The following is an 18,578-nucleotide window of genomic DNA, read 5'->3' on the forward strand; positions in this document are numbered from 1 at the left end:
AAAATATTTGATCCGACCTTGCACGCCGCTTGACGGGGATAACAGTATCTACAGGAAACCTACAGCGGCCGCAAACTGGCCCACACGCCGCCCTGGCGCTCGAACGCTTCCGTGCTGACTTTTTCGAAGTCGGCGCCGTCTTCATTCCAGCTGTAGCGCTCGACCCGGATGCAGCCGTTTTCCACGCGCAGCACATTGAAGGAATTCGACTCGCCCCTGCCCCGCGTGGACGTGGCCGTGCCCGCCTGCACCATCAGGGCCGCATAACCGGCGATCTTGTAGCGCGCCGAGGTGTCGCCCGCATGGCTGGCGTGCAAATGCCCCGCCAGCAGCAGGTCGACGCCGCATTCGGAAAACATTTGCAGCGCCAGCGGCGCGCGGTCGACCAGGTCATCGTCATCAAAATGCTCGGGCAAGTCAAATGGATGATGCGTGACGATGATGCGCGTCAAACCGGGCGGCAAACGGCCCAGGCGTGCACGCAGGACATCGATCTGCTCGTGGCTGATGCGGCCATCCTTGAACGTCAAGGAGCGGGCCGTATTGATGCCCAGCACGGCGATTTCCTCGTCCACATGCTCGGGCGACAAGTCGTCCGTCACATGGCGCCGGTATTTCACCAGCGGCGTCAGGAAGCGGGAAAAGACGTTGTAGAGCGGCACGTCATGGTTGCCCGGCACGATGATCTGCGGCCCCGGCAAGCTGTCGAGAAAGTGCCGCGCCTGCTGGAACTGGGCGCTGCGGGCGCGCTGCGTGAGGTCGCCCGAGACCACCACCACGTCCGGCTCGATCCGTTCGACCAGCGCGCGCAGGGGCGCCAGCAAGTCCGCGTCGACCCTGCCGAAATGCAAGTCGGACAAATGCACGATGGTACGCATGGCCTTACTCCCCAGAAGGTGCCGGCGCCGGCACCAGCACCGCCAGCGCGGCCCGGCGGATGCGGTATTGCAGCGGCGTATTCATGACGGTCACTTCGCCATCGGTGGCCACGCGCAGGCGCCTGTGCTTCGTCGCGATTTCCAGGTCGGTGACTGTCAACACGTCGAAATCCTTGGCCTGCGACAACTTGCCGAACAGCGCGTGCAAGGCCAGCTTCAGCAAGCCCAGGCGGCCCGGACGCTGCGCCACGTACAGGCTCAGCTGGCCGCCATCGAGCCGCTCGCGCTCACCGATATTCAAGCCTTCCATCAGGTATTCATTATTGCCGATGAAGACGAAGGGCGTGCGCCGCGCATGCACGGCGTCGTTGAGTTTCAATTGCACGCTGAGGAAGGGATAGCGGCGCAAGGCCGCCAGCAGGGCCCAGCTGAAGGCCAGCCACTTGCCCCGTCCCAGCCGGCGCTGCTGCTTTTCGCGGTCGCGCACGATGTCCGGATACAGGCCCAGACTGGAATTGTTCAGGAAGATGCGGCCATTGACCTCGCCCACATCGACCTGGTGCGGCACGCCCTGCGCCACATTGGCAATCGCCGCATCGAGGTCGAGCGGGATATTCAAATCCTTGGCGAAATGGTTCAGGGTGCCCAGCGGCAAAACGCCAAACGGCGTGCCGCTGCCGACAACGACGGACGCGACGGCATTGATGGTGCCATCGCCGCCACCGGCCACGACGATGGGCGCGCCATCGCGCAGGGCTTGCTCGGCCGTGGCGATCATGTCGGCGCCGCTTTGCGCCAGGGTGATGGCGGCGTCGAGCCCCACGGCGGCAAAGGTCGCTTCGAGCTGCTGCGCCCAGTCGGGCGCGTAGCCGCAACCGGCGCCCGCGTTGATGATGACTGCAATTTTGGACAGGACAGTTTCCCCTTATTTGGTTTGCCGGATATGCCGGCGGCGGCGCAGGGTCGACACGCCGGCGATGCAGATGGCCAGCCAGCCATAGCTTTCCGCCATGGCCGCCAGCACATCGCTCAGGTAATGCGCACCCAGGTAGATGCGGCTGAAACCCACGAGTGACGCCATCAGGAAGGCGGCCAGCGCGATGGCGATGCGCTTGCCCCAAGCGCCCGGCGCCGTCTGGCAAATCAGATAGGCGGCCAGCAAGCCGTACAGGGCCGTCGAGGTGGCAGTATGGCCACTCGGAAAGCTGTACGTAGTCAAGGCCGTCTGCAGGATGGGTTCATCAAAACTGGGCCGCGCGCGCACAAAGATGTACTTTAGCAGCAGGTTCAAAAACATGACGCCCGGCATGGTGATGATCAGGGTAAACAGCCAGTAATCGGCGCCCTTGCGGTGCAGATACCAGCCCAGCAGGGTGGCCAGGGTGATGGCGCCGAGCACGCCATGCGTATGCGTAACGACCAGCAGGCAGCTGGTGATCCACGGCACGGCATGCTGATTGAACCAGTGCGCCACCTGCAAGTCGATCACGGTGATCTGGGCCATGCCCATCACGGCTTCGGCGATCTCGTGGAAGACCACGATGGCCACCAGCATCAGGGCCACGCCGACCGTCATATGCAGGCCCAGCTCGCCCTCGGGCGACAGGCGCGCCTCGACGAAGCAGCGCAGTTTCGTGGTCCATCCCGTCGTCATGCCCATGTCATTCTTCTCTTGCAAACTACTTACTCCTCAAATCAAGCGGGTGATCAAAAAAACCACACCGGTAAAAAAATACTGTTTATTCATACAGTAACTGTGTTTTAATACAGTAGTTATGCTATTCTGGTGACTCGTTCAACACATCTCCCTCAAAGGAATTGTCATGGCAACATTGAATAGCGGTTTTGGCTCACGGTTCGGCCTGGAATACGCCCCAAGCTCTTTCCTCGTCCGCATGGGCAAGCGCGAAATCCTCGTCTGCCGCGACTTCCGCAAGCGCTACTACACCGTCAATCCCTTGATCGAGTGCGGTACGGGCATCGAGCCGGGCTATGTTGAAGTGCTGCTGATGCGCCGTTGGCTTTTAATATTATCTAAAGCGCATTAAATACGCCTTAAAAATCTACTGCGCGGCGCGATTTGCGGCCTGCGATGCTCGCTGTACTAAAGTACAGCTGCGCTTCTTAGCCACAACTCGTTGCCGCTCGCTACGATTTTTCTCGGCGTATTCCGGGGCTTTCGACGACCTTGCTTGAAAGCCTCGCCCGGCCACGTCGGAAACGTCTCAGTACCGGCCAGCGGCAACGCTGGCCGCCCCCTCATTACTGTGTGCGTTCCGGCGCGGCCGGGCTAGCAGGTGTTTTCACTGGCAGCACCTTGTCAAACACATGCGCTTCGTACCACAGCGTGACGAACAGCACCATCACGACGGGGCCGATGAACAGGCCCACGAGGCCCAGGGTTTCCACGCCGCCCAGAATGCCGAACAGCACGGCCAGGAAGGGCAAGCGGGTGGCGTTGCCGATCATGCCGGGGCGCACGAAATGGTCGGCAACGAACAGCACCACGGTGCCCCAGGCGGCCACGCCGATGGCGGCGCCCACATTGCCCTGGAAGACCAGCAAGGCGGCCGCGCACAGATAAGCGAGCGGCGCGCCGAACGGGATGATGGCCAGGATGCCCGTGGCAAAGGCCCACAGGGCCGGCGACGGCAAGCCGGCGATGGCGTAGGCGATACCGATCAGCACGCCTTCGGCCAGTCCCACCAGCACCAGGCCGTTGACGGTGGCGCGGATGGCCGTGGGAATCTTTTGCGCATAGCGGCCCCAGCGTTCGGGGCGCAGGAAATGGCTGCCGACGGCCGTGATCTGGCGCGTCAGCGCTTCGCCATCCTTGTAGAAGAAAAACAGGCATAGAAATGCCAGGCCGAAGTCGACCAGGCGGTGGAACACGTCCGCACCCAGCACCTTGAGCATGTCGCGCGCGGAATGAAAGCCGCCGACGGCGCTGCCCGCAAAGAAGTGGCCCAGGCCGTGCGGCTGGCTCAGTGTAGCCAGCCACCAGTCGCCGATGGCGCTGCCGGCCAGCGGAATGTTCGCCACCCAGTGCGGCACGGGCAAGCCGTCGGCATTCGCATGCACGATGAAATCGGCCAGCACGGGCACTTCGCGCGCCGCCTGCGCCACGCCGAACAGCACGGGAATGATGAAGATGCAGGCAAACGCCAGGGTCAGCGCCACCGCCGCGATGATGGTGCGCTGGCCCAGCGCCGCGCGCACGCGCACGTACAAAGGCCAGGTGGCCACGCACAGAATGCCGGCCCACACGAGCGGCAAAAAGAAACGCTGCATGACGAAGGCCGTCACGGCGATCAGGGCCAGGGAAAAGCCTGCGCTGACAATATCGCGCTGGGTATCGCTCATGCTACTCCATTCGTGCCCGGCGCCACAGGCTGCCAGTATTCGCTACGCGCCAGTTGCGCAGGCGTAGCGTAACACGCGGCATTCCGATTTACACGAGCCCCAGCTCCACCGGTTTCACGCCGGCAAACACGTGCTCGAGTTGCGCCGGCGTCAGGCCGAACGTGCGGCGCAGCAAGCCGCCCAGCACGGCCCGGTATTCATTCAGCACGGGCATGTCGCGGTTCTGGAACAGGTTCGCCTGCGACATCGCCACCTGCTCGCCCGCCACCTGTTTCCCCTTGATGCCGCCGCCCAGCACCCAGAACACGCTGCCGTGGCCGTGATCCGTGCCGCGGTTGCCGTTTTCGCGGAAGGTGCGGCCAAATTCGCTGACCACCACGACCATGGTATGGCGCCAGGCGCCGCCCATTTCCTGCGAAAACGCAGACAAACCGCGTCCCAGCTCGTCAAAACGCCCCGCCAGGTAGCCGCTGGCGCCGCCCTGCCCCACGTGCGTATCCCAGCCGCCCACATCGACGAAGCCGATATTGTATTTATCCTTCATCAAGCGGGCGATGCGCTGCGCTTCCAGTTCAAAACCCTTGGTACTGATGGCGTTGCGGTTGGCCGCCTGCATCTCGCCCGTCAACTCCTTCGTCACATCAGCGCGCACGACAAAGCCTGCGTTGACGGGTTGCTGCAGGGGGGTGCCCCGGTACATGGCGGCGATGATCTGGCTTTGACGCGCATCAATGCCGGACTTGCCCACCGAGCGCAGCGCCATGTTCGGCACTTGCACGCCGCCCTGGAAGATCAGCGGCAGCTGGTCCGTGAAGGCGATGGCGGGGTTGACCGGATTGGCCTTGCTGCCATTCAAGGTCTGCACCAGGCGGTTCAGGAAGCCCGAGCGGAAATCACGGCGTCCGCCCAGCTCTTGCCCCAGTTCGATGCTGTCCTGCGTCTCGAAATGGCTGCGCGTCAGATCCGTCGTGCCGGCAAACGGGATGAAGGCCGCCTCGCCGCCCGTGAACAGGGGATAGATGGTCTCGCGCAAGGCCGGATGCAAGCCCCAGTCGGCGGTCAAGGGCAGCGCGCCGTTTTCCGCACCAGGTTGGGCAATGGCGATATTCGGCCGCGATGCATAGTAAAAATCGCTGCCGACAGGCACCAGCAGATTGTTCGCGTCATAGCCGCCGCGCAAGAAGACGAACAGCAGCTTCGCATCCGTGGCCGGTGCGGCCAGCAGGCTGCCCGCATGCGACAACAAGGGCGCGGCGGCCAGCGCTTTCAACAGGTCACGACGGTTCATGGCAATCCTCCGGTTTCAACTTAGCGGTGCATCATTTCGGGTGAAGAAAGAAGAAAGGTATTCCACTCCTGCGGAGAAGCGGCCTGCTCCAGAGCCTGAAGAGTGGCCGGACTCAAGGCTGGCTGCAGCGACTGGTAATACAGGGCGCTGGCCAGTTGGGGAAACGCCACTTTTTCCTGCGGCGGTGGGCCCTCCGTCCTGAACAGGCCGGCGCTGCCCGAGCCGATGGTGCGGGCGATATCGAAACGCGTCGTCATCTGGCCGGGGCTGGCCCAGGAGGCGTCCGCCAGCGGATAGCCATCGGGCGTCTGGCGTCCGTACAAAGGCTGGCCCATGCGCGAGAGCCAGCTCAGCATGGGCCCCGCGTTCAGGATGGGCTTGTCGTCATAGCTGAGGCGCACGGCCGACACCACATAGTGCATGGGGTCCTTGAATTTCTTGCCCAGCGACTGCTTGAACTCGGGGCTATCGAACATGGTCTGCAGCACGTCGGCGATCATGCCGTCGCTGTGCCGGAAAGTGGCCGCCATGCGCGCCACCAAGGGTGCGGGCGGATTATCGCCGACGAAATACTGCGCCAGCTTGCCGCTGATAAAGTGCGCCGTGGCGGGACTGCGGCTCAGGCGATCCAGCGCTTCATCGAGCTCGGCCAACCCCCTGCCCTTCACCGTCTGCCCGAGGAATTGTTTATCGCCGTAGTCGTGACGGTTCGGATTAAATTCGAACAAGCCCCGGCGCACGTATTGCGACTGCAGCGCCGGTTTCACCTTCGGCGTGTCCGGCCCCAAGTTCACGCCCACCCCGGTCAGGATGCGCGCCAGTTCCTGCACATCCATCTGGCTGTAGCCGCCGTTGACGCCCAAGGTGTGCAGCTCCATCAGCTCGCGCGCATAGTTTTCATTGATGCGCTTGGCGGCGTTGGCTTCATTGTCCAGGTAGCGCAGCATGGCCGGATGGTGGACGGTGGCGCCCAGCAAGTCACGAAATTTCCCCAAGGCATGCGGCGCGATGGCGTTCGCCTCGTAATCGCCCACCATGGCGCGCAAGTTGTGTTTGCCCTGGTGCACGCTGAAATGGTTGAGCCAGAACCAGCTCAGTTGCTGCTGCAACTGATTCGGCGAATACACGTCGAGCAGCAAGGAGCGCGTGGCCGCCTCGCGCGCCAGGAGGTTCAGTTCCTGCTGATAGTCTTTTTGCGCCTGCTGCTTGGCCATGTCGTCCATCACGCCGGCCGACTCCTTGCGCTTTCGCTCCACCGACATCACCAATTGATCGAGCGGCACCTGGCTGATGGTCATGGCGTCGATCTGCGCGGAGATGGCCGGCGGCAAGACCGCTTTTCCTGGATGCAACTGCGCCTGCAGCCAGGCGTTCCAGCCTTGCGCCTGCATCTGGCGCACGCAGCCCCCGTTCACGCCCCAGCTGACCCGTTCCAGCATGGCGACGTCCTGCGCGGAACTGGTCTGCGCGGGACTGCTCTGCGCGCGATGACCGGCCTGGATGGCGGGTCCGGTTGCGGCGCAGCCGGCCAGCAAGAACAGGAAAAGCAAGGTCGTCGACAAGAGTCGGGGTGGGGTCATGGCGGTCCTTCAAGCGGTTTCATGCAGAATGCTTGAGGGTACGCCCAGCTTGACCTGCGCATGATTGTCATTTGCAACGAGTTGTAATCGAGCGCGATGATTCGCCAGCCGACCATGCGCGGTGGCGAGTACATTACGAATAAACAATCTCGGATAAAATATTATCGGGAGCATGACGTATTGCAATGACAGCTCCGCATTTTCAATTAATCCAGACATTATCCATACAACAGTTCACATTTAAAATGAAATGAAATTATTATTTATCGCTGCACTCGGCGTGTTATCGCTCGTTCAAACACCGTCATCCTTCGCGGATAATCTCAATGGCAAAACGCTGTATGTACAGCGATGTGCCGTGTGCCACGGCGCAGAGATCAAGGGCACAGGGCCATTGGCGAATAAAAGCAGTCCTCCCACGCCTGACCTGACAACAGCCGCTTTCAAGAAACGCCTGAAGGATTATCCGGGCGTGATTGTATCCTCGGTCATACTGCGTCCGAATGGCGATTTGATTCCAAAAACCTTGAAAGAGAATGGCGTCAAGATCGCGCCATATGCCTGGCGGGTGAAGGATTTTCGCGATTTGAATCAATACATGAGTGATGTAATCTTAAAAACCCGCTGATATGGCGATGCACGGCGGGCACACCACGAAGTAACAATCCACGGTCAATCATGCTGTTTTAATAGCTCCGCACACTTGTCGCGCAGGAAATCGCGCAGCTGCAGCACCAGCGGCGTCACCTGCGCCCGGTGCGCGCTGACCAGGTGCAAGGGCGCAGCTTCGCCCGCCACGTCGGGCAACAGCGCTTGCAGGCGGCCGGCGGCCAGGTCGCCAGCCACGTCGAGCCGCGATTTACAGGCGATGCCCAGTCCCGCCACGGCCCAGCGCCGCACCAGGTCGGCATCGTCGGCGCTGCGGTTGCCGCTCACGGACACCGTCACTTGCTCGCGCTGGGGCAGGCGGTAGAAGGTCCAGCGGTCGTGCAAGCCGTCTTCCAGCGCGAAGCGCAGGCAATTGCGCTGCGACAAGTCTTCCAGCGCCAGCAGGGGGCCGTTTTCGCGCAGGTAGGCGGGAGACGCCACCAGCACCCGGTCGTTGGCGGGGGCAATCGGCATGGCGATCAGGCTCGAATCATCCTGCTGCCCGTAACGCAAGGCAATGTCGACTTGCTGGCGCACCATGTCGGCCACCCGGTCGCTGACGCTGAGCTGGTACTGCAGTTTCGGATGGCGTGACTGAAACTCGTCCAGCCAACCCAGCATCAGGTTGCGGCCCAGGTCGGAGGGCATGGCAATTTTCAAGGTTCCACCGAAACTGTCCTTGCCTGCCAGCAGCGCATCGTGGCCTGCGCGCAGCAGGCGCAAGGCTTCCCGCGCGTGCTCCAGGTATTGCGTGCCTTCCGGCGTCAGGCTCAGCGAGCGCGTCGTGCGAGCCAGCAGGCGCAAGCCCAACGCCCCTTCGAGGCGCTTGACGGCGGCGCTGGCCAGCGCGGGCGAAATGCCGATCTCGCGCGCGGCCGCCGACAAACTGCCCCGGTCGGCCGTGCGCACAAATACCTGCAAGTCATCGAGTCGCAGCAATTTTCAGCATTCCTTTGAAAGTGTTTCGGTACGCGCCCCCTGTTTCCAGGCCGGCATTGCCACCATCATACGGTATCCACTCAACGAGGAAGTACATGAAAGCCATCGCCTACCACCACAGCCTGCCCATCACGGATACCGACGCCCTGCTCGACATCGAGTTGCCCGTGCCCGTCGCCACGGGGCGCGACCTGCTCGTCGCCGTCAAGGCCATTTCCGTCAATCCGGTCGATACCAAGGTGCGCAAGAACCGCGCCCCGAAAGCGGGCCAGCCGGAAGTGCTGGGCTGGGATGCGGCCGGCGTCGTCACGGCCGTCGGCCCCGACGTGACCCTGTTCCAGGTGGGCGACAAAGTCTGGTACGCAGGCGCCATCAACCGCCCCGGCAGCAACAGCGAATTCCAGCTGGTCGACGAGCGCATCGTCGGCCACATGCCGGCCAGCCTCGATTTCGCCCAAGCCGCCGCCCTGCCCCTCACGGCGATTACGGCCTGGGAACTGCTGTTCGACCGCCTGCAGATCAGCCGCGACAAGAGCCTGACGGGCAAGTCGCTGCTGGTGATCGGCGCGGCCGGCGGCGTCGGCTCCGTGCTGGTGCAACTGGCGCGGCAATTGACGGGCGTCACCATTATCGGCACGGCCTCGCGCGCGGAAACGGCAGCCTGGGTCAAGGAACTGGGCGCCCACCACGTGATCGACCACAGCCTGCCGCTGGCGGGGGAAATCACGCGACTGGATTTGCCGCCCGTCGATTATGTGATCAGCCTGAACCAGACCGACCAGCATGTCGAGCAGATCGTGGAACTGATCGCGCCGCAGGGCAAGTTCGCCCTGATCGACGACCCCGAGCACATCGACGTGCGCAAGTTCAAGGGCAAGAGCGTGTCGCTGCACTGGGAACTGATGTTTACCCGTTCGCTGTTCCAGACGGCCGACATGGTCCAGCAGCATGAACTACTGGAAGAGCTGGCGCAGCTGGTGGACGCCGACGTCATCAAGACGACGCTGGCCGAGCGCTTCGGCACGATCAATGCGGCAAATTTGAAGCGCGCGCATGCTCTGCTGGAAAGCAACACCGCCAAGGGCAAGATCGTGCTGGAAGGGTTCTAAATTCAGGTAATCAGGATGGCCCGGAAATCATTGACGTTGGTCAATGTCGGGCCCGTGACCACGGAATCGCCCAGCACCTGGAAGAAGCCGTGGCCATCGTTGTTGTCCAGGCTGTCGCGCGGCTTGATGCCTTGTGCCCAGGCCCGCTGCAGGGTATCGGGCGCCAGAACCGCGCCGGCGATGTCTTCCTGTCCGTCGACGCCATCCGTGTCGCCAGCCAGCGCGTGGATACCCGCGTGGCCATCGAGCGCAATGCCCAGCGCCAGCAGGAATTCCACGTTGCGCCCGCCGCGGCCCTTGCCGCGCACGGTGACGGTCGTTTCGCCGCCCGACAGCAGCACGCACGGGGCGGGAAACGGCTGGCCCCGCACGGCCGTTTGCAGCGCGATGCCGGCCATCACCTTGCCCACGTCACGCGCCTCGCCTTCCAGGCTGTCGCCCAAGATATACGGCGTGACGCCGGCAGCGCGCGCCACGGACGCTGCCGCTTCCAGCGCCATCTGCGGCGTGGCGATCAAGGTCGTCTGCGTGCGCGCCAGGCATGGGTCATCGGGTTTCACGGATTCGCCGCGCCCGCTTTCCAGCGCGGCGCGCAGGCTGTCCGACAAATCGATGCCATAGCGGCGCACGATGGCCAGCGCATCCTCGCAGGTGGTGGCGTCGCCCACCGTGGGGCCGGACGCGATATCGCCCAGCTTGTCGCCGGGCACGTCGGAAATGGCCAAGGTGACGACTTGCGCCGGATGGCAGGCGGCCGCCAGCCGCCCTCCCTTGATGGCGGACAAATGGCGGCGCACGCAATTCATTTCGCTGATGGTGGCGCCCGACGCCAGCAAGGCGCGGTTCAAGGCTTGCTTGTCTTCCAGACTGATGCCGTCCAGCGGCAAGGCCAGCAGAGACGAGCCGCCGCCCGAAATCAGACATAGCACCGTATCGTCGGGCTGCAAGTTGGCGACCAGGTCCAGCATGCGCCGCGCCGCGTCCATGCCGGCCGCATCGGGCACGGGATGCGACGCTTCGACGATCTCGATGCGCTCGCAAGGCACGGCATAGCCATAGCGCGTGACGACCAGCCCGGACAGCGGCCCCGGCCAATGCTGCTCCACGGCCTGCGCCATGGCGGCCGAGGCCTTGCCGGCGCCGATGACGATCAGGCGGCCCTTGGGCGCGGGCGGCAGATGGGGCGGTATGCAGTGCGATGGCTGGGCCGCTGCGATGGCGGCATGGAACATGGCTTGCAGCAAGGCGCGCGGCGCTGGGGTCGTCGTCATTTTGTTTCCTCCGGGGTCCGGTCCCGATCATAGCAGGGCCGGCAGCCTGACAGCTACAATGGCGGCTCGACGGTAAAAACAGGAATGCAATGAACGACGCCATTGAATGGACTGGACTGGCCCGCACTTTCGGACTGTTTACCGTCACGGCCGTGGCAGAACTGCTGGGCTGCTACCTGCCCATGCTGTGGCTGAGCAACAAGGGCAGCGCCTGGCTGCTGTTGCCGGCTGCCATCAGTCTGCTGGTCTTCGTGTGGCTGCTGACCTTGCATCCAGCCGCCAGCGGCAGAGTGTATGCCACGTATGGCGCCATCTATATCGCCACGGCGCTGGGCTGGCTATGGCTGGTGGACGGCGTCACGCCGGCCTGGACGGACATCGCCGGCGTGGGCCTGGCCCTGGCAGGCGCCGCCGTCATTGCCATGGGACACAAGGCGGCATAATTACGCCGCATGCTGGCGGAAGTTCGTTTCCGCCGACCACGCCGCGCTGGCGCGGGCCAGCAAGACGGCTTCGCCATCGGCCAGCCAGTCGTCGGCATCGGCGATCTTCCACATGGCTTGCAGCAGCTTGCGGCGCAAGTCCGGGTCAGCGATTTCATCGAGCAGGCTGTCGATCACGCCATTGGCCAGCTGCACGGCGCCATGCACGGTCGAGGTCAGCATGTCGTCGCACAAGTCTTGCAGCAGCTGTTGAAAAGCGGCTGGCGCCAGGTCGATATGCTCGAGGATCTTGCTTCGGTGCATCGCTTGCAGCTCGGTGCTGGCCAGGTTGCCGTCGACCACCATCATCAGGGCCAGAATACGTCCCGCTGCCTGGGGACTATTCACTTCATAGGTACGCATAGTTTCTCTTCCATTGTTAGTTTACAAAGCGCGCCACCGCCGTGCGGGGCGCGCCGTACTGCTGTTTTACTTTTTGTCGCTGCGGGTGATGAACACGCTGGCCACGCAGCTCGAAACGATCAGGACCGCCACCACCAGCAACGATGCTTCCACCGGCACGTGGTACCACGGCATGATCAGCATCTTGGCGCCGATAAATACCAGTACCATCGCCAGGCCATACTTGAGCATGTGGAAGCGGTCAGCCACGTCCACCAGCAGGAAGTACAGAGCGCGCAAGCCCATGATGGCGAACAGGTTCGACGTGAAGACGATGAACGGGTCCGTCGTGATGGCGAAGATCGCCGGGATCGAATCGACCGCGAAGATCAGGTCCGTCACCTCGATCAGGATCAGCACGAGGAACAGCGGCGTGACATAGCGCAAGCCACCCTTGGCCACGAAGAAACGCTCGCCGTGATCGCCGTCGGCCACCCGCAAGTGGCGGCGTGCAAAGCGCAGCACCGGGTTGTTCGCCACGTCAGGTTCCGCATCGGCCGCCACCAGCATGCGCATGCCGGTAATCAAGAGGAAGGCGCCAAACAGGTACAGCACCCAGCTGAACTCGCTTACCACCCAGGCACCAGCCAGTATCATCACGGCGCGCATGACGATCGCGCCCAGCACGCCGTAAATCAGCACGCGGCGCTGGTACTGGATCGGCACCTGGAAGGCGCTGAAGATCAGCAGGAACACGAACACGTTATCAACCGACAGGGCTTTCTCGATCAGGTAGCCGGAAAAGAATTCCAGCGCCTTCTGGTTGGCGATCTCGGGACCGGCCGTGCCGTTCAGATACCACCACAGGCCGCCGTTGAACAAGAGGGCCAGGCTGACCCACACCAGCGACCACGTGGCCGCTTCCTTGACACTGACCTTGTGCGCCTTGTTGCCGCCGAAGACGAACAGGTCCAGCGCCAGCATCACCAGGACAAAGGCGATGAAGCCGGCCCACATGGGTGCCGTCGCAATGCTCTCCAGGCCGTTCATCGGCGGCCTCCGCAACTGTCTGTCTGTATCCTGATGCCCATGACACTCTCCTTGCATGAATTGAGCAGCCATCATAGACTGAATACAAACATCGAACAAATCGAATATAATTTACGAATACATCGAAAAATTCGATGTATTAATTTTTCAGGAAGCGCCATGTCCACACTCAACTTCAAGCACTTGCGCTATTTCTGGATGGTGGCCAAGACGGGCAGCATCGCGCGCGCGGCCGAGCAGTTGCACCTGACGCCGCAATCGATTTCCGGTCAGCTCAGCGAGTTTGCCGACACCCTGGGCGTGGAATTGTTCCGCCGCAGCGGGCGCCAGCTGGAATTGACGGAAACGGGCAGGCGCATCCTCAGCCATGCCGAAAGCATTTTCAGCACGGGCGATGCATTGCTGGAAATCGTGCGCGACCAGTCGCGCACCACGACGACGACCTTTCGCGTGGGCTGCGCCGATTCCGTCTCAAAACTGATCGCCTGCCGCCTGGTCGCGCCCGCGCTGGGCCTGGCCGAGCCGCTGCGCATCATTTGCCGCGAGGGACGCCTGGCCAGCCTGCTGGCGGACCTGGCCGTGCACCGGCTCGACCTCATCATGGCGGACCGCCCCATGCCGGCCCATTTGAGCGTGCGCGGTTTTAACCATTTACTGGGCGAAAGCGGCATGACCCTGTTCGGCACGCCAGAGCTGGCCGCCACCCTGACGGGCGCCTTTCCGCAATGCCTCGATGGCGCGCCACTGCTGCTGCCCGGCGAAGACTTCGCCATTTACGGGCGCTTGCTGCAATGGCTCGGCGACAATCATCTGCACCCGCGCATCGTCGGCGAATTCGACGACAGCGCCATGATGAAGGCCTTCGGCCAGTCCGGCGCCGGCCTGTTCTTCGCCCCCACCGTCATCGCGCCCCAGGTCTGTGAACAGTACGCCGTGGTGGCGCTGGGCCGGGTCGACAGCCTGGTCGAGCAAGTCTATGCGATCACCACGGAACGGCGCTTGAGCCACCCGGCCACCATCGCCATCAGCCAGAGCGCGCGGCACGAGCTGTTCGTGTAAGCCAGATTCAATCGCTGACGACGATTTTTCCCGGCTGCCCGCCCCGCTCCAGCAGTGCATGGGCGCGCCGCAGGGTGGCCGCATCCATCGGCGACAAACGCTGCCGCAGCGTATGGCGCAGCACGCCCTCATCCAGCAGGCCCGCCACGCGCTGCAAAATGCGCTGCTGTTCCTGCATATCGTCGGTCAGGTACAAAGGCCGGGTAAACACCATTTCCCAGTGCAGCGAGACGCTCTTGCCCTTCAGCGGCGCCGCGTCAAAAGCATCGTGATCGTCGATGACGGCCAGCTTGCCGTGCGGCGCGATGATCTGCGTCAATGCCGCGACGTGGCGTGCCGTATGCGACAGGGCGGCGATGTGGCGCACGGGCGCCACTTTCAATGCCGCCACCTGCGCCGGCAACGGCAGCGTGTGGTCGATCACGTGATGTGCGCCCATGGCGCGGCACCAATCCGCACTGTCGCCGCGCGAGGCCGTGGCGATCACCGTCAAGCCCGTCAACTGGCGCGCCAGCTGGATCAGCAGCGAGCCGACGCCGCCCGCGCCACCGAGCACCAGCAGGCTGCCCCGTGGCTGCCGGTCGCCGGGCGTGATGGCAAAGCGCTCGAACAGCAGCTGCCACGCCGTCAGCGCCGCCAGCGGCACGCTGGCCGCCTGGGCAAAATCGAGGGTCGCCGGCATGCGCGCGGCGATGCGTTCGTCGACCAGATGGTACTCGGCATTGGCGCCCGCGCGGTCGAACGAGCCCGCGTAATACACGGCTTGCCCCGCCGCCAACGAGGTCACGTCGCTGCCCACCGCATGCACGATGCCGGCCGCATCCCAGCCCAGGGTCACGACACGCTGCGGCACTTCGACCCGCCCCGCGCGCACCTTGGTGTCGAGCGGGTTGACGCCCACGGCGCGCACCTGCACCAGCACGTCGCGCGGGCCGGGCACGGGCATCTCTCCCGCCGTGTCGAACAGGCCATCTTGCTCGTCTACACTGCTGCCCTTGTTGAAACCGATCATCTTCATTGCCTGCCCCTGCAGATAAAAGTCCATGGTAAGCAAGCACGCGATAAAGAAAAATATGCTTCAATGCGTTTCACACCTGACCAAACTGTCATGAATCATGCAAAACACAGATAATCTTTCCGGTGTGGCCCTGTTCGTGCAACTGGCGCAGGCGGGAAGCTTTGTCGCCGCCGCGCGCCAGGCCGGCATTTCGCCGTCGGCCGTCAGCAAGAGCCTGGCCCGGCTCGAGCAACGGCTGGGCGTGCGCCTGTTCCAGCGCAGCACCCGACAGCTGAGCCTGACGGCCGAGGGCAAGCTCTTCCTCGCGCGCAGCGAGACCATCCTGGCGGAAATGCAGGCGGCGCAGGAGGAGCTGGCGGGCCATCTGGCGCCGCGCGGCCGTCTGCGCCTGGGCTTGCCTGAATTGGGCGGCCAGTTCCTGCCCGCGCTGGCCGCATTTTCCCGGCAGCACCCCGCCATCGCGCTGGACCTGGACTTTTCCGACGCGCTGGCCGATGTCGTCGGCGATGGCTTCGACGCCGTCATCCGCATCGGCGCGCCGCGCGATTCGCGCCTGGCCGCCCGCAAACTGGGCCAGTTCCGCTCCTGCCTCGTGGCATCGCCCGCCTACCTGGCGCACCACGGCACGCCGCAGCATCCCCTTGATCTGCAACAACATGCCTGCCTGCACTACCGCTTCCGCCACAGCGGCAAGATCGAACAGTGGCAGCTGCGCCACGAAGCCGGGGCGCCGGTACCGGACTTGCCGTTGTCCATGGTCTGCAACAACGTGGAAGCACGCCTGCACTTCGCCCGGCAGGGCCTGGGCATCGCCTGGCTGCCCGACTTTCATGTGCGCGGCGCGCTTGCCGACGGCAGCCTGGCCGAGGTGCTGAGGGAATACGCGATCGCCGACCATCCGGCCCATAGTTGCTGGCTGCTGTGGCCGTCCGGGCCGCACCTGGCGCCAAAAGTGCGGGCGCTCATCGATTTCCTGGCCGACACAGACATGCTGTTGCCAGCTGCTCACGGATCAGACACATGAAATACATTTGAACAAATATATCTATATAATGACAAGCCTCCCCGACGCCCTGCGCGCCCCTTCCTGGACTTGCCGCAATGAAGCACTTGCACGATATTCCCTCTGCCTTCAAGCATGAATTTGCCAACCCGCGCCTGTGGTGGTCGCGCGCCGTCGTCGTCGGCATGGCCGCCATCGCGGGTCTCGTCGTGGTCGGCTTTACGTGGCTGGCGGAAGAAGCGCTGGACCTGTTTCTGTTCTTTAATGGCAAGGCCTGGTGGTTCGCCCTGCTGTGGACACCGGCCTGCGCCGCCCTGCTGGTCTGGCTGACACGCCGCTACGCCATGGGAGCGGCCGGTTCCGGCATCCCGCAAGTGATGGCCACCCTGGATCCGGCCGTGGCGCCGGAGCAGCGCTCGCTGTTCGTGTCCCTGAAACTCAGTGCCGCGAAAATCGTCCTGACGGCGGGCGGCTTGCTGGGGGGACTCTCGCTGGGGCGCGAAGGCCCGTCCGTGCAGATCGCCGCCGGCGTGATGCTGGCAGCGCGCCGGGCGCTACCGCGCCACTCGCAGGTCAGCGCCCATTCCCTGCTGGTGGCCGGTGGCGCGGCCGGCATCGCAGCCGCCTTCAACACGCCGCTGGCGGGCGTCATGTTTGCCATCGAGGAACTGTCGCGCTCGCCCGAGCAGCGCAACAGCGGCCTGATCGTGGCCGGCATCGTGCTGGCCGGCATGATGGCCGTGTCGATCCACGGCAACGCCACCCACTTCGGCATCATCCATCCCGGCCCCATCGGCCTGGCGCTGGCCTTGCCGGGTTTACTCGTGACCCTGGTCGCGGGCGTGGCCGGCGGCCTGTTCGCGCGGCTGCTGCTGGCCTCCGCCCGGGGCAATCCGCTGGGCAAGCTGTCTGCATGGAGAAAGGGGCGACCCGTGCTGTTCGCCGCCGTCTGCGGTTTGCTGGTGGCGGCCATCGGTATCGCCAGCCACGGCGCCACGTTTGGCAGCGGCACCGTGGCCACGCGCGCCATGCTGGAAGGCTCCAGCGAGGCAGCCCCTGCCTTTGTTGCCTTCAAATATGTGGCCACCTGGCTGACCGTCTGGTCGGGCGTGCCGGCCGGGATCTTCGCGCCCTCGCTGGCCATCGGCGCCGGCATCGGGCATGACATTGCGCAACTGCTGCACTATCCGCACGCGCCCGCCCTGATCGCACTGGGCATGGTGGGTTTCCTGGCCGCCGCCACGCAGGCGCCGCTGACAGCCTTCATTATTGTCATGGAAATGGTCGACGGCCACGGCATGGTGCTCAGCCTGATGGCCTGCGCCGTGGTGGCCAGCACGGTGTCGCGCGTGCTCAGTGAACCGCTGTACGGCGCGCTGGCGCAGCTGCAGTTGCAGCGGCTGCCAGCGGCAACAAGCTAGAAATTGCGGCAGGCGCGCAGCAAGCGGCCGTCCTGCCACTCGCAGATGGTGCGCGTGCCGTCGCCGGCCCAGGCCCGCTCCAGGCCCTGCTTGCGCCCGTGCACATAGTCCACGGCATGGCGGGGCGAGCCGTCCGCATGCCACTCCCTCCAGGCGCCATGCGGCAAGTCATCGCGATAGGAGGCGAGCCGGGCCAGCTTGCCGTTCGCATGCCATTGCCTGTCCTCGCCCTGCGCGCGGCCCTGCTCATCCTGCTGGCGCTGGCGCAGCGGCGTGCCATCGTCGCGCCAGCTTTGCGTGCTCAGCATGACGCCATCCTCGAACAGGTTTTTCTGGTCCAGTTGGCCATTCGCGAAATACAGCAGCGACCAGCCCTGCGGCTTGCCATGCAGGAAATTGAGGCGCGACATTTCACGGCCGTCCGGCCACCAGGCCTGGTGCAGACCGTTGCGCTGGCCGTCCAGATACGGTCCCCGCTCGGCCAATCTGCCATCCGGATGGAACGCCACCACCTCGCCCGTCAGCACGCCATCGGCAAAATGCGCGCGATTGCTGACCTGGCCATGCTCGTCAAAGCTCAGGTATTCGCCATCGGCGGGCTGGCCTGCCTGGTACCGCAATGCACGACTGAGCTGGCCATTCGGATGATAGTGGCTATGCACACCTTCGTACTCGCCGTCGCGGTAAGCCTTGCGGCTTTTTACTGTTCCGTTCGCATAGTAGGCAACGTTGACGCCGTCGAAATCGCCCTCCCCGTTGCGCTCTTCCAGCAGGGCCAGCTGGCCATCGGCGAAATACACGCTGCGCTGGTAGACATAGCGGGGCGACGCCACGTCCGCACTCAGCAGCCAGGCATCCAGGTGCAGCTTGCCTGGCGGCTGCGCGAAATGCAGTTGCCAATGCCAGGCCTGGCGTACCGCATCGTGGCGCAGCGGCGCGCGCTGCTCGTACACGGCTGCAGCTGGCGCAACGGGCCGGTACTCCGCGTCAAAATACAGGGCAGCGGGCAGCGCTTCGGCAGGCAAGGCCGGGGTGGCCAGGGAGATAGAAGAGGAACCGGCCAGAACGGTGGCCAGAAAAATGGAAGTGAGTATCTTCAAGACATGCTTTCATCAACGGTGCGATGG

At 63.9% G+C, this 18,578-nt stretch carries 19 protein-coding genes; 7 read left to right on the forward strand and 12 right to left on the reverse strand.

Annotated features, from left to right (window positions below):
• Positions 1–59: 59 nt before the first annotated feature.
• From AC54AF_RS23380 to AC54AF_RS23390, 3 genes are read right to left on the reverse strand one after another with little or no spacing between them, the layout of a single operon-like run.
• Positions 60–878 carry a metallophosphoesterase family protein gene (locus AC54AF_RS23380; RefSeq protein ID WP_496638460.1) on the reverse strand — a complete coding sequence of 273 codons (819 nt, stop codon included), beginning with the start codon at positions 876–878 and terminating at the stop codon, positions 60–62.
• Between the two features lie 4 nt (positions 879–882).
• Entirely contained in the window at positions 883–1,791 is a 909-nt protein-coding gene (locus AC54AF_RS23385) for a diacylglycerol/lipid kinase family protein (RefSeq protein ID WP_496638497.1), read from the reverse strand.
• A gap of 12 nt (positions 1,792–1,803) precedes the next feature.
• Positions 1,804–2,556 (reverse strand): phosphatase PAP2 family protein, encoded by a 753-nt coding sequence (locus AC54AF_RS23390; protein ID WP_496638461.1) that lies wholly within the window; start codon positions 2,554–2,556, stop codon positions 1,804–1,806.
• Positions 2,557–2,701: 145 nt separating this feature from the next.
• On the opposite strand from AC54AF_RS23390, the gene AC54AF_RS23395 reads away from it, so the two are divergent.
• Positions 2,702–2,926 (forward strand): hypothetical protein, encoded by a 225-nt coding sequence (locus AC54AF_RS23395; protein ID WP_010396348.1) that lies wholly within the window; start codon positions 2,702–2,704, stop codon positions 2,924–2,926.
• Positions 2,927–3,140: 214 nt separating this feature from the next.
• Here the strand turns inward: AC54AF_RS23395 and AC54AF_RS23400 are convergent, their stop codons facing one another.
• From AC54AF_RS23400 to AC54AF_RS23410, 3 genes are all read right to left on the reverse strand, one after another.
• A complete protein-coding gene (locus tag AC54AF_RS23400; protein WP_496638462.1) occupies positions 3,141–4,241 on the reverse strand; it encodes an AI-2E family transporter in 1,101 nt (366 codons plus the stop codon).
• 88 nt (positions 4,242–4,329) lie between these two features.
• Positions 4,330–5,529 carry a DUF1501 domain-containing protein gene (locus AC54AF_RS23405; RefSeq protein ID WP_496638463.1) on the reverse strand — a complete coding sequence of 400 codons (1,200 nt, stop codon included), beginning with the start codon at positions 5,527–5,529 and terminating at the stop codon, positions 4,330–4,332.
• 20 nt (positions 5,530–5,549) lie between these two features.
• Entirely contained in the window at positions 5,550–7,109 is a 1,560-nt protein-coding gene (locus AC54AF_RS23410) for a DUF1800 domain-containing protein (RefSeq protein WP_496638464.1), read from the reverse strand.
• Positions 7,110–7,359: 250 nt separating this feature from the next.
• Here AC54AF_RS23410 and AC54AF_RS23415 point away from each other — a divergent pair, with 250 nt between their 5' ends.
• Positions 7,360–7,737 (forward strand): c-type cytochrome, encoded by a 378-nt coding sequence (locus AC54AF_RS23415; protein ID WP_496638465.1) that lies wholly within the window; start codon positions 7,360–7,362, stop codon positions 7,735–7,737.
• Between the two features lie 44 nt (positions 7,738–7,781).
• On the opposite strand, the gene AC54AF_RS23420 is transcribed toward AC54AF_RS23415, so the two are convergent.
• Entirely contained in the window at positions 7,782–8,696 is a 915-nt protein-coding gene (locus AC54AF_RS23420; RefSeq protein WP_496638466.1) for a LysR family transcriptional regulator, read from the reverse strand.
• A 95-nt stretch (positions 8,697–8,791) separates the two neighbouring features.
• Between AC54AF_RS23420 and AC54AF_RS23425 the strand changes: the two genes are divergently transcribed.
• Positions 8,792–9,805 (forward strand): zinc-binding alcohol dehydrogenase family protein, encoded by a 1,014-nt coding sequence (locus tag AC54AF_RS23425; protein ID WP_496638467.1) that lies wholly within the window; start codon positions 8,792–8,794, stop codon positions 9,803–9,805.
• Positions 9,806–9,807: 2 nt separating this feature from the next.
• Here the strand turns inward: AC54AF_RS23425 and AC54AF_RS23430 are convergent, their stop codons facing one another.
• Complete coding sequence (locus AC54AF_RS23430) at positions 9,808–11,076, reverse strand: glycerate kinase type-2 family protein (protein WP_496638468.1); 1,269 nt, start codon at positions 11,074–11,076, stop codon at positions 9,808–9,810.
• An 89-nt stretch (positions 11,077–11,165) separates the two neighbouring features.
• Here AC54AF_RS23430 and AC54AF_RS23435 point away from each other — a divergent pair, with 89 nt between their 5' ends.
• Entirely contained in the window at positions 11,166–11,519 is a 354-nt protein-coding gene (locus tag AC54AF_RS23435) for a YnfA family protein (protein ID WP_131688055.1), read from the forward strand.
• Here the strand turns inward: AC54AF_RS23435 and AC54AF_RS23440 are convergent, their stop codons facing one another.
• Both AC54AF_RS23440 and AC54AF_RS23445 read right to left on the reverse strand, forming a co-directional pair.
• Positions 11,520–11,921 carry a tellurite resistance TerB family protein gene (locus AC54AF_RS23440; RefSeq protein ID WP_496638469.1) on the reverse strand — a complete coding sequence of 134 codons (402 nt, stop codon included), beginning with the start codon at positions 11,919–11,921 and terminating at the stop codon, positions 11,520–11,522.
• A 66-nt stretch (positions 11,922–11,987) separates the two neighbouring features.
• Positions 11,988–12,950 (reverse strand): TerC family protein, encoded by a 963-nt coding sequence (locus AC54AF_RS23445; protein ID WP_496638470.1) that lies wholly within the window; start codon positions 12,948–12,950, stop codon positions 11,988–11,990.
• Between the two features lie 159 nt (positions 12,951–13,109).
• Between AC54AF_RS23445 and nhaR the strand changes: the two genes are divergently transcribed.
• A complete protein-coding gene (nhaR, locus tag AC54AF_RS23450) occupies positions 13,110–14,009 on the forward strand; it encodes a transcriptional activator NhaR (RefSeq protein WP_496638471.1) in 900 nt (299 codons plus the stop codon).
• Between the two features lie 7 nt (positions 14,010–14,016).
• Here the strand turns inward: nhaR and AC54AF_RS23455 are convergent, their stop codons facing one another.
• Entirely contained in the window at positions 14,017–15,027 is a 1,011-nt protein-coding gene (locus AC54AF_RS23455) for a zinc-binding alcohol dehydrogenase family protein (protein WP_496638472.1), read from the reverse strand.
• A gap of 97 nt (positions 15,028–15,124) precedes the next feature.
• Here AC54AF_RS23455 and AC54AF_RS23460 point away from each other — a divergent pair, with 97 nt between their 5' ends.
• Positions 15,125–16,051: a LysR family transcriptional regulator gene (locus AC54AF_RS23460; protein WP_496638473.1), complete on the forward strand. Its 927-nt coding sequence runs from the start codon at positions 15,125–15,127 to the stop codon at positions 16,049–16,051.
• Positions 16,052–16,128: 77 nt separating this feature from the next.
• A complete protein-coding gene (locus tag AC54AF_RS23465) occupies positions 16,129–17,451 on the forward strand; it encodes a chloride channel protein (RefSeq protein ID WP_496638474.1) in 1,323 nt (440 codons plus the stop codon).
• Here AC54AF_RS23465 and AC54AF_RS23470 read toward each other — a convergent pair.
• Positions 17,448–18,551: a toxin-antitoxin system YwqK family antitoxin gene (locus AC54AF_RS23470; RefSeq protein ID WP_496638475.1), complete on the reverse strand. Its 1,104-nt coding sequence runs from the start codon at positions 18,549–18,551 to the stop codon at positions 17,448–17,450. The genes AC54AF_RS23465 and AC54AF_RS23470 overlap by 4 nt on opposite strands.
• Between the last annotated feature and the right edge of the window lie 27 nt (positions 18,552–18,578).

This window comes from Janthinobacterium sp. JF4, from assembly GCF_059617925.1.

Excerpts from the sequence above, each read along its gene's own strand:
- AC54AF_RS23380 (WP_496638460.1), bottom strand. The coding sequence starts at position 878 with ATGCGTACCATCGTGCATTTGTCCGACTTGCATTTCGGCAGGGTCGAC.
- AC54AF_RS23395 (WP_010396348.1), top strand. The coding sequence starts at position 2,702 with ATGGCAACATTGAATAGCGGTTTTGGCTCACGGTTCGGCCTGGAATAC.
- AC54AF_RS23400 (WP_496638462.1), bottom strand. The coding sequence starts at position 4,241 with ATGAGCGATACCCAGCGCGATATTGTCAGCGCAGGCTTTTCCCTGGCC.
- AC54AF_RS23405 (WP_496638463.1), bottom strand. The coding sequence starts at position 5,529 with ATGAACCGTCGTGACCTGTTGAAAGCGCTGGCCGCCGCGCCCTTGTTG.
- AC54AF_RS23410 (WP_496638464.1), bottom strand. The coding sequence starts at position 7,109 with ATGACCCCACCCCGACTCTTGTCGACGACCTTGCTTTTCCTGTTCTTG.
- AC54AF_RS23415 (WP_496638465.1), top strand. The coding sequence starts at position 7,360 with ATGAAATTATTATTTATCGCTGCACTCGGCGTGTTATCGCTCGTTCAA.
- AC54AF_RS23425 (WP_496638467.1), top strand. The coding sequence starts at position 8,792 with ATGAAAGCCATCGCCTACCACCACAGCCTGCCCATCACGGATACCGAC.
- AC54AF_RS23430 (WP_496638468.1), bottom strand. The coding sequence starts at position 11,076 with ATGACGACGACCCCAGCGCCGCGCGCCTTGCTGCAAGCCATGTTCCAT.
- AC54AF_RS23435 (WP_131688055.1), top strand. The coding sequence starts at position 11,166 with ATGAACGACGCCATTGAATGGACTGGACTGGCCCGCACTTTCGGACTG.
- AC54AF_RS23440 (WP_496638469.1), bottom strand. The coding sequence starts at position 11,921 with ATGCGTACCTATGAAGTGAATAGTCCCCAGGCAGCGGGACGTATTCTG.
- AC54AF_RS23445 (WP_496638470.1), bottom strand. The coding sequence starts at position 12,950 with ATGAACGGCCTGGAGAGCATTGCGACGGCACCCATGTGGGCCGGCTTC.
- nhaR (WP_496638471.1), top strand. The coding sequence starts at position 13,110 with ATGTCCACACTCAACTTCAAGCACTTGCGCTATTTCTGGATGGTGGCC.
- AC54AF_RS23455 (WP_496638472.1), bottom strand. The coding sequence starts at position 15,027 with ATGAAGATGATCGGTTTCAACAAGGGCAGCAGTGTAGACGAGCAAGAT.
- AC54AF_RS23460 (WP_496638473.1), top strand. The coding sequence starts at position 15,125 with ATGCAAAACACAGATAATCTTTCCGGTGTGGCCCTGTTCGTGCAACTG.
- AC54AF_RS23465 (WP_496638474.1), top strand. The coding sequence starts at position 16,129 with ATGAAGCACTTGCACGATATTCCCTCTGCCTTCAAGCATGAATTTGCC.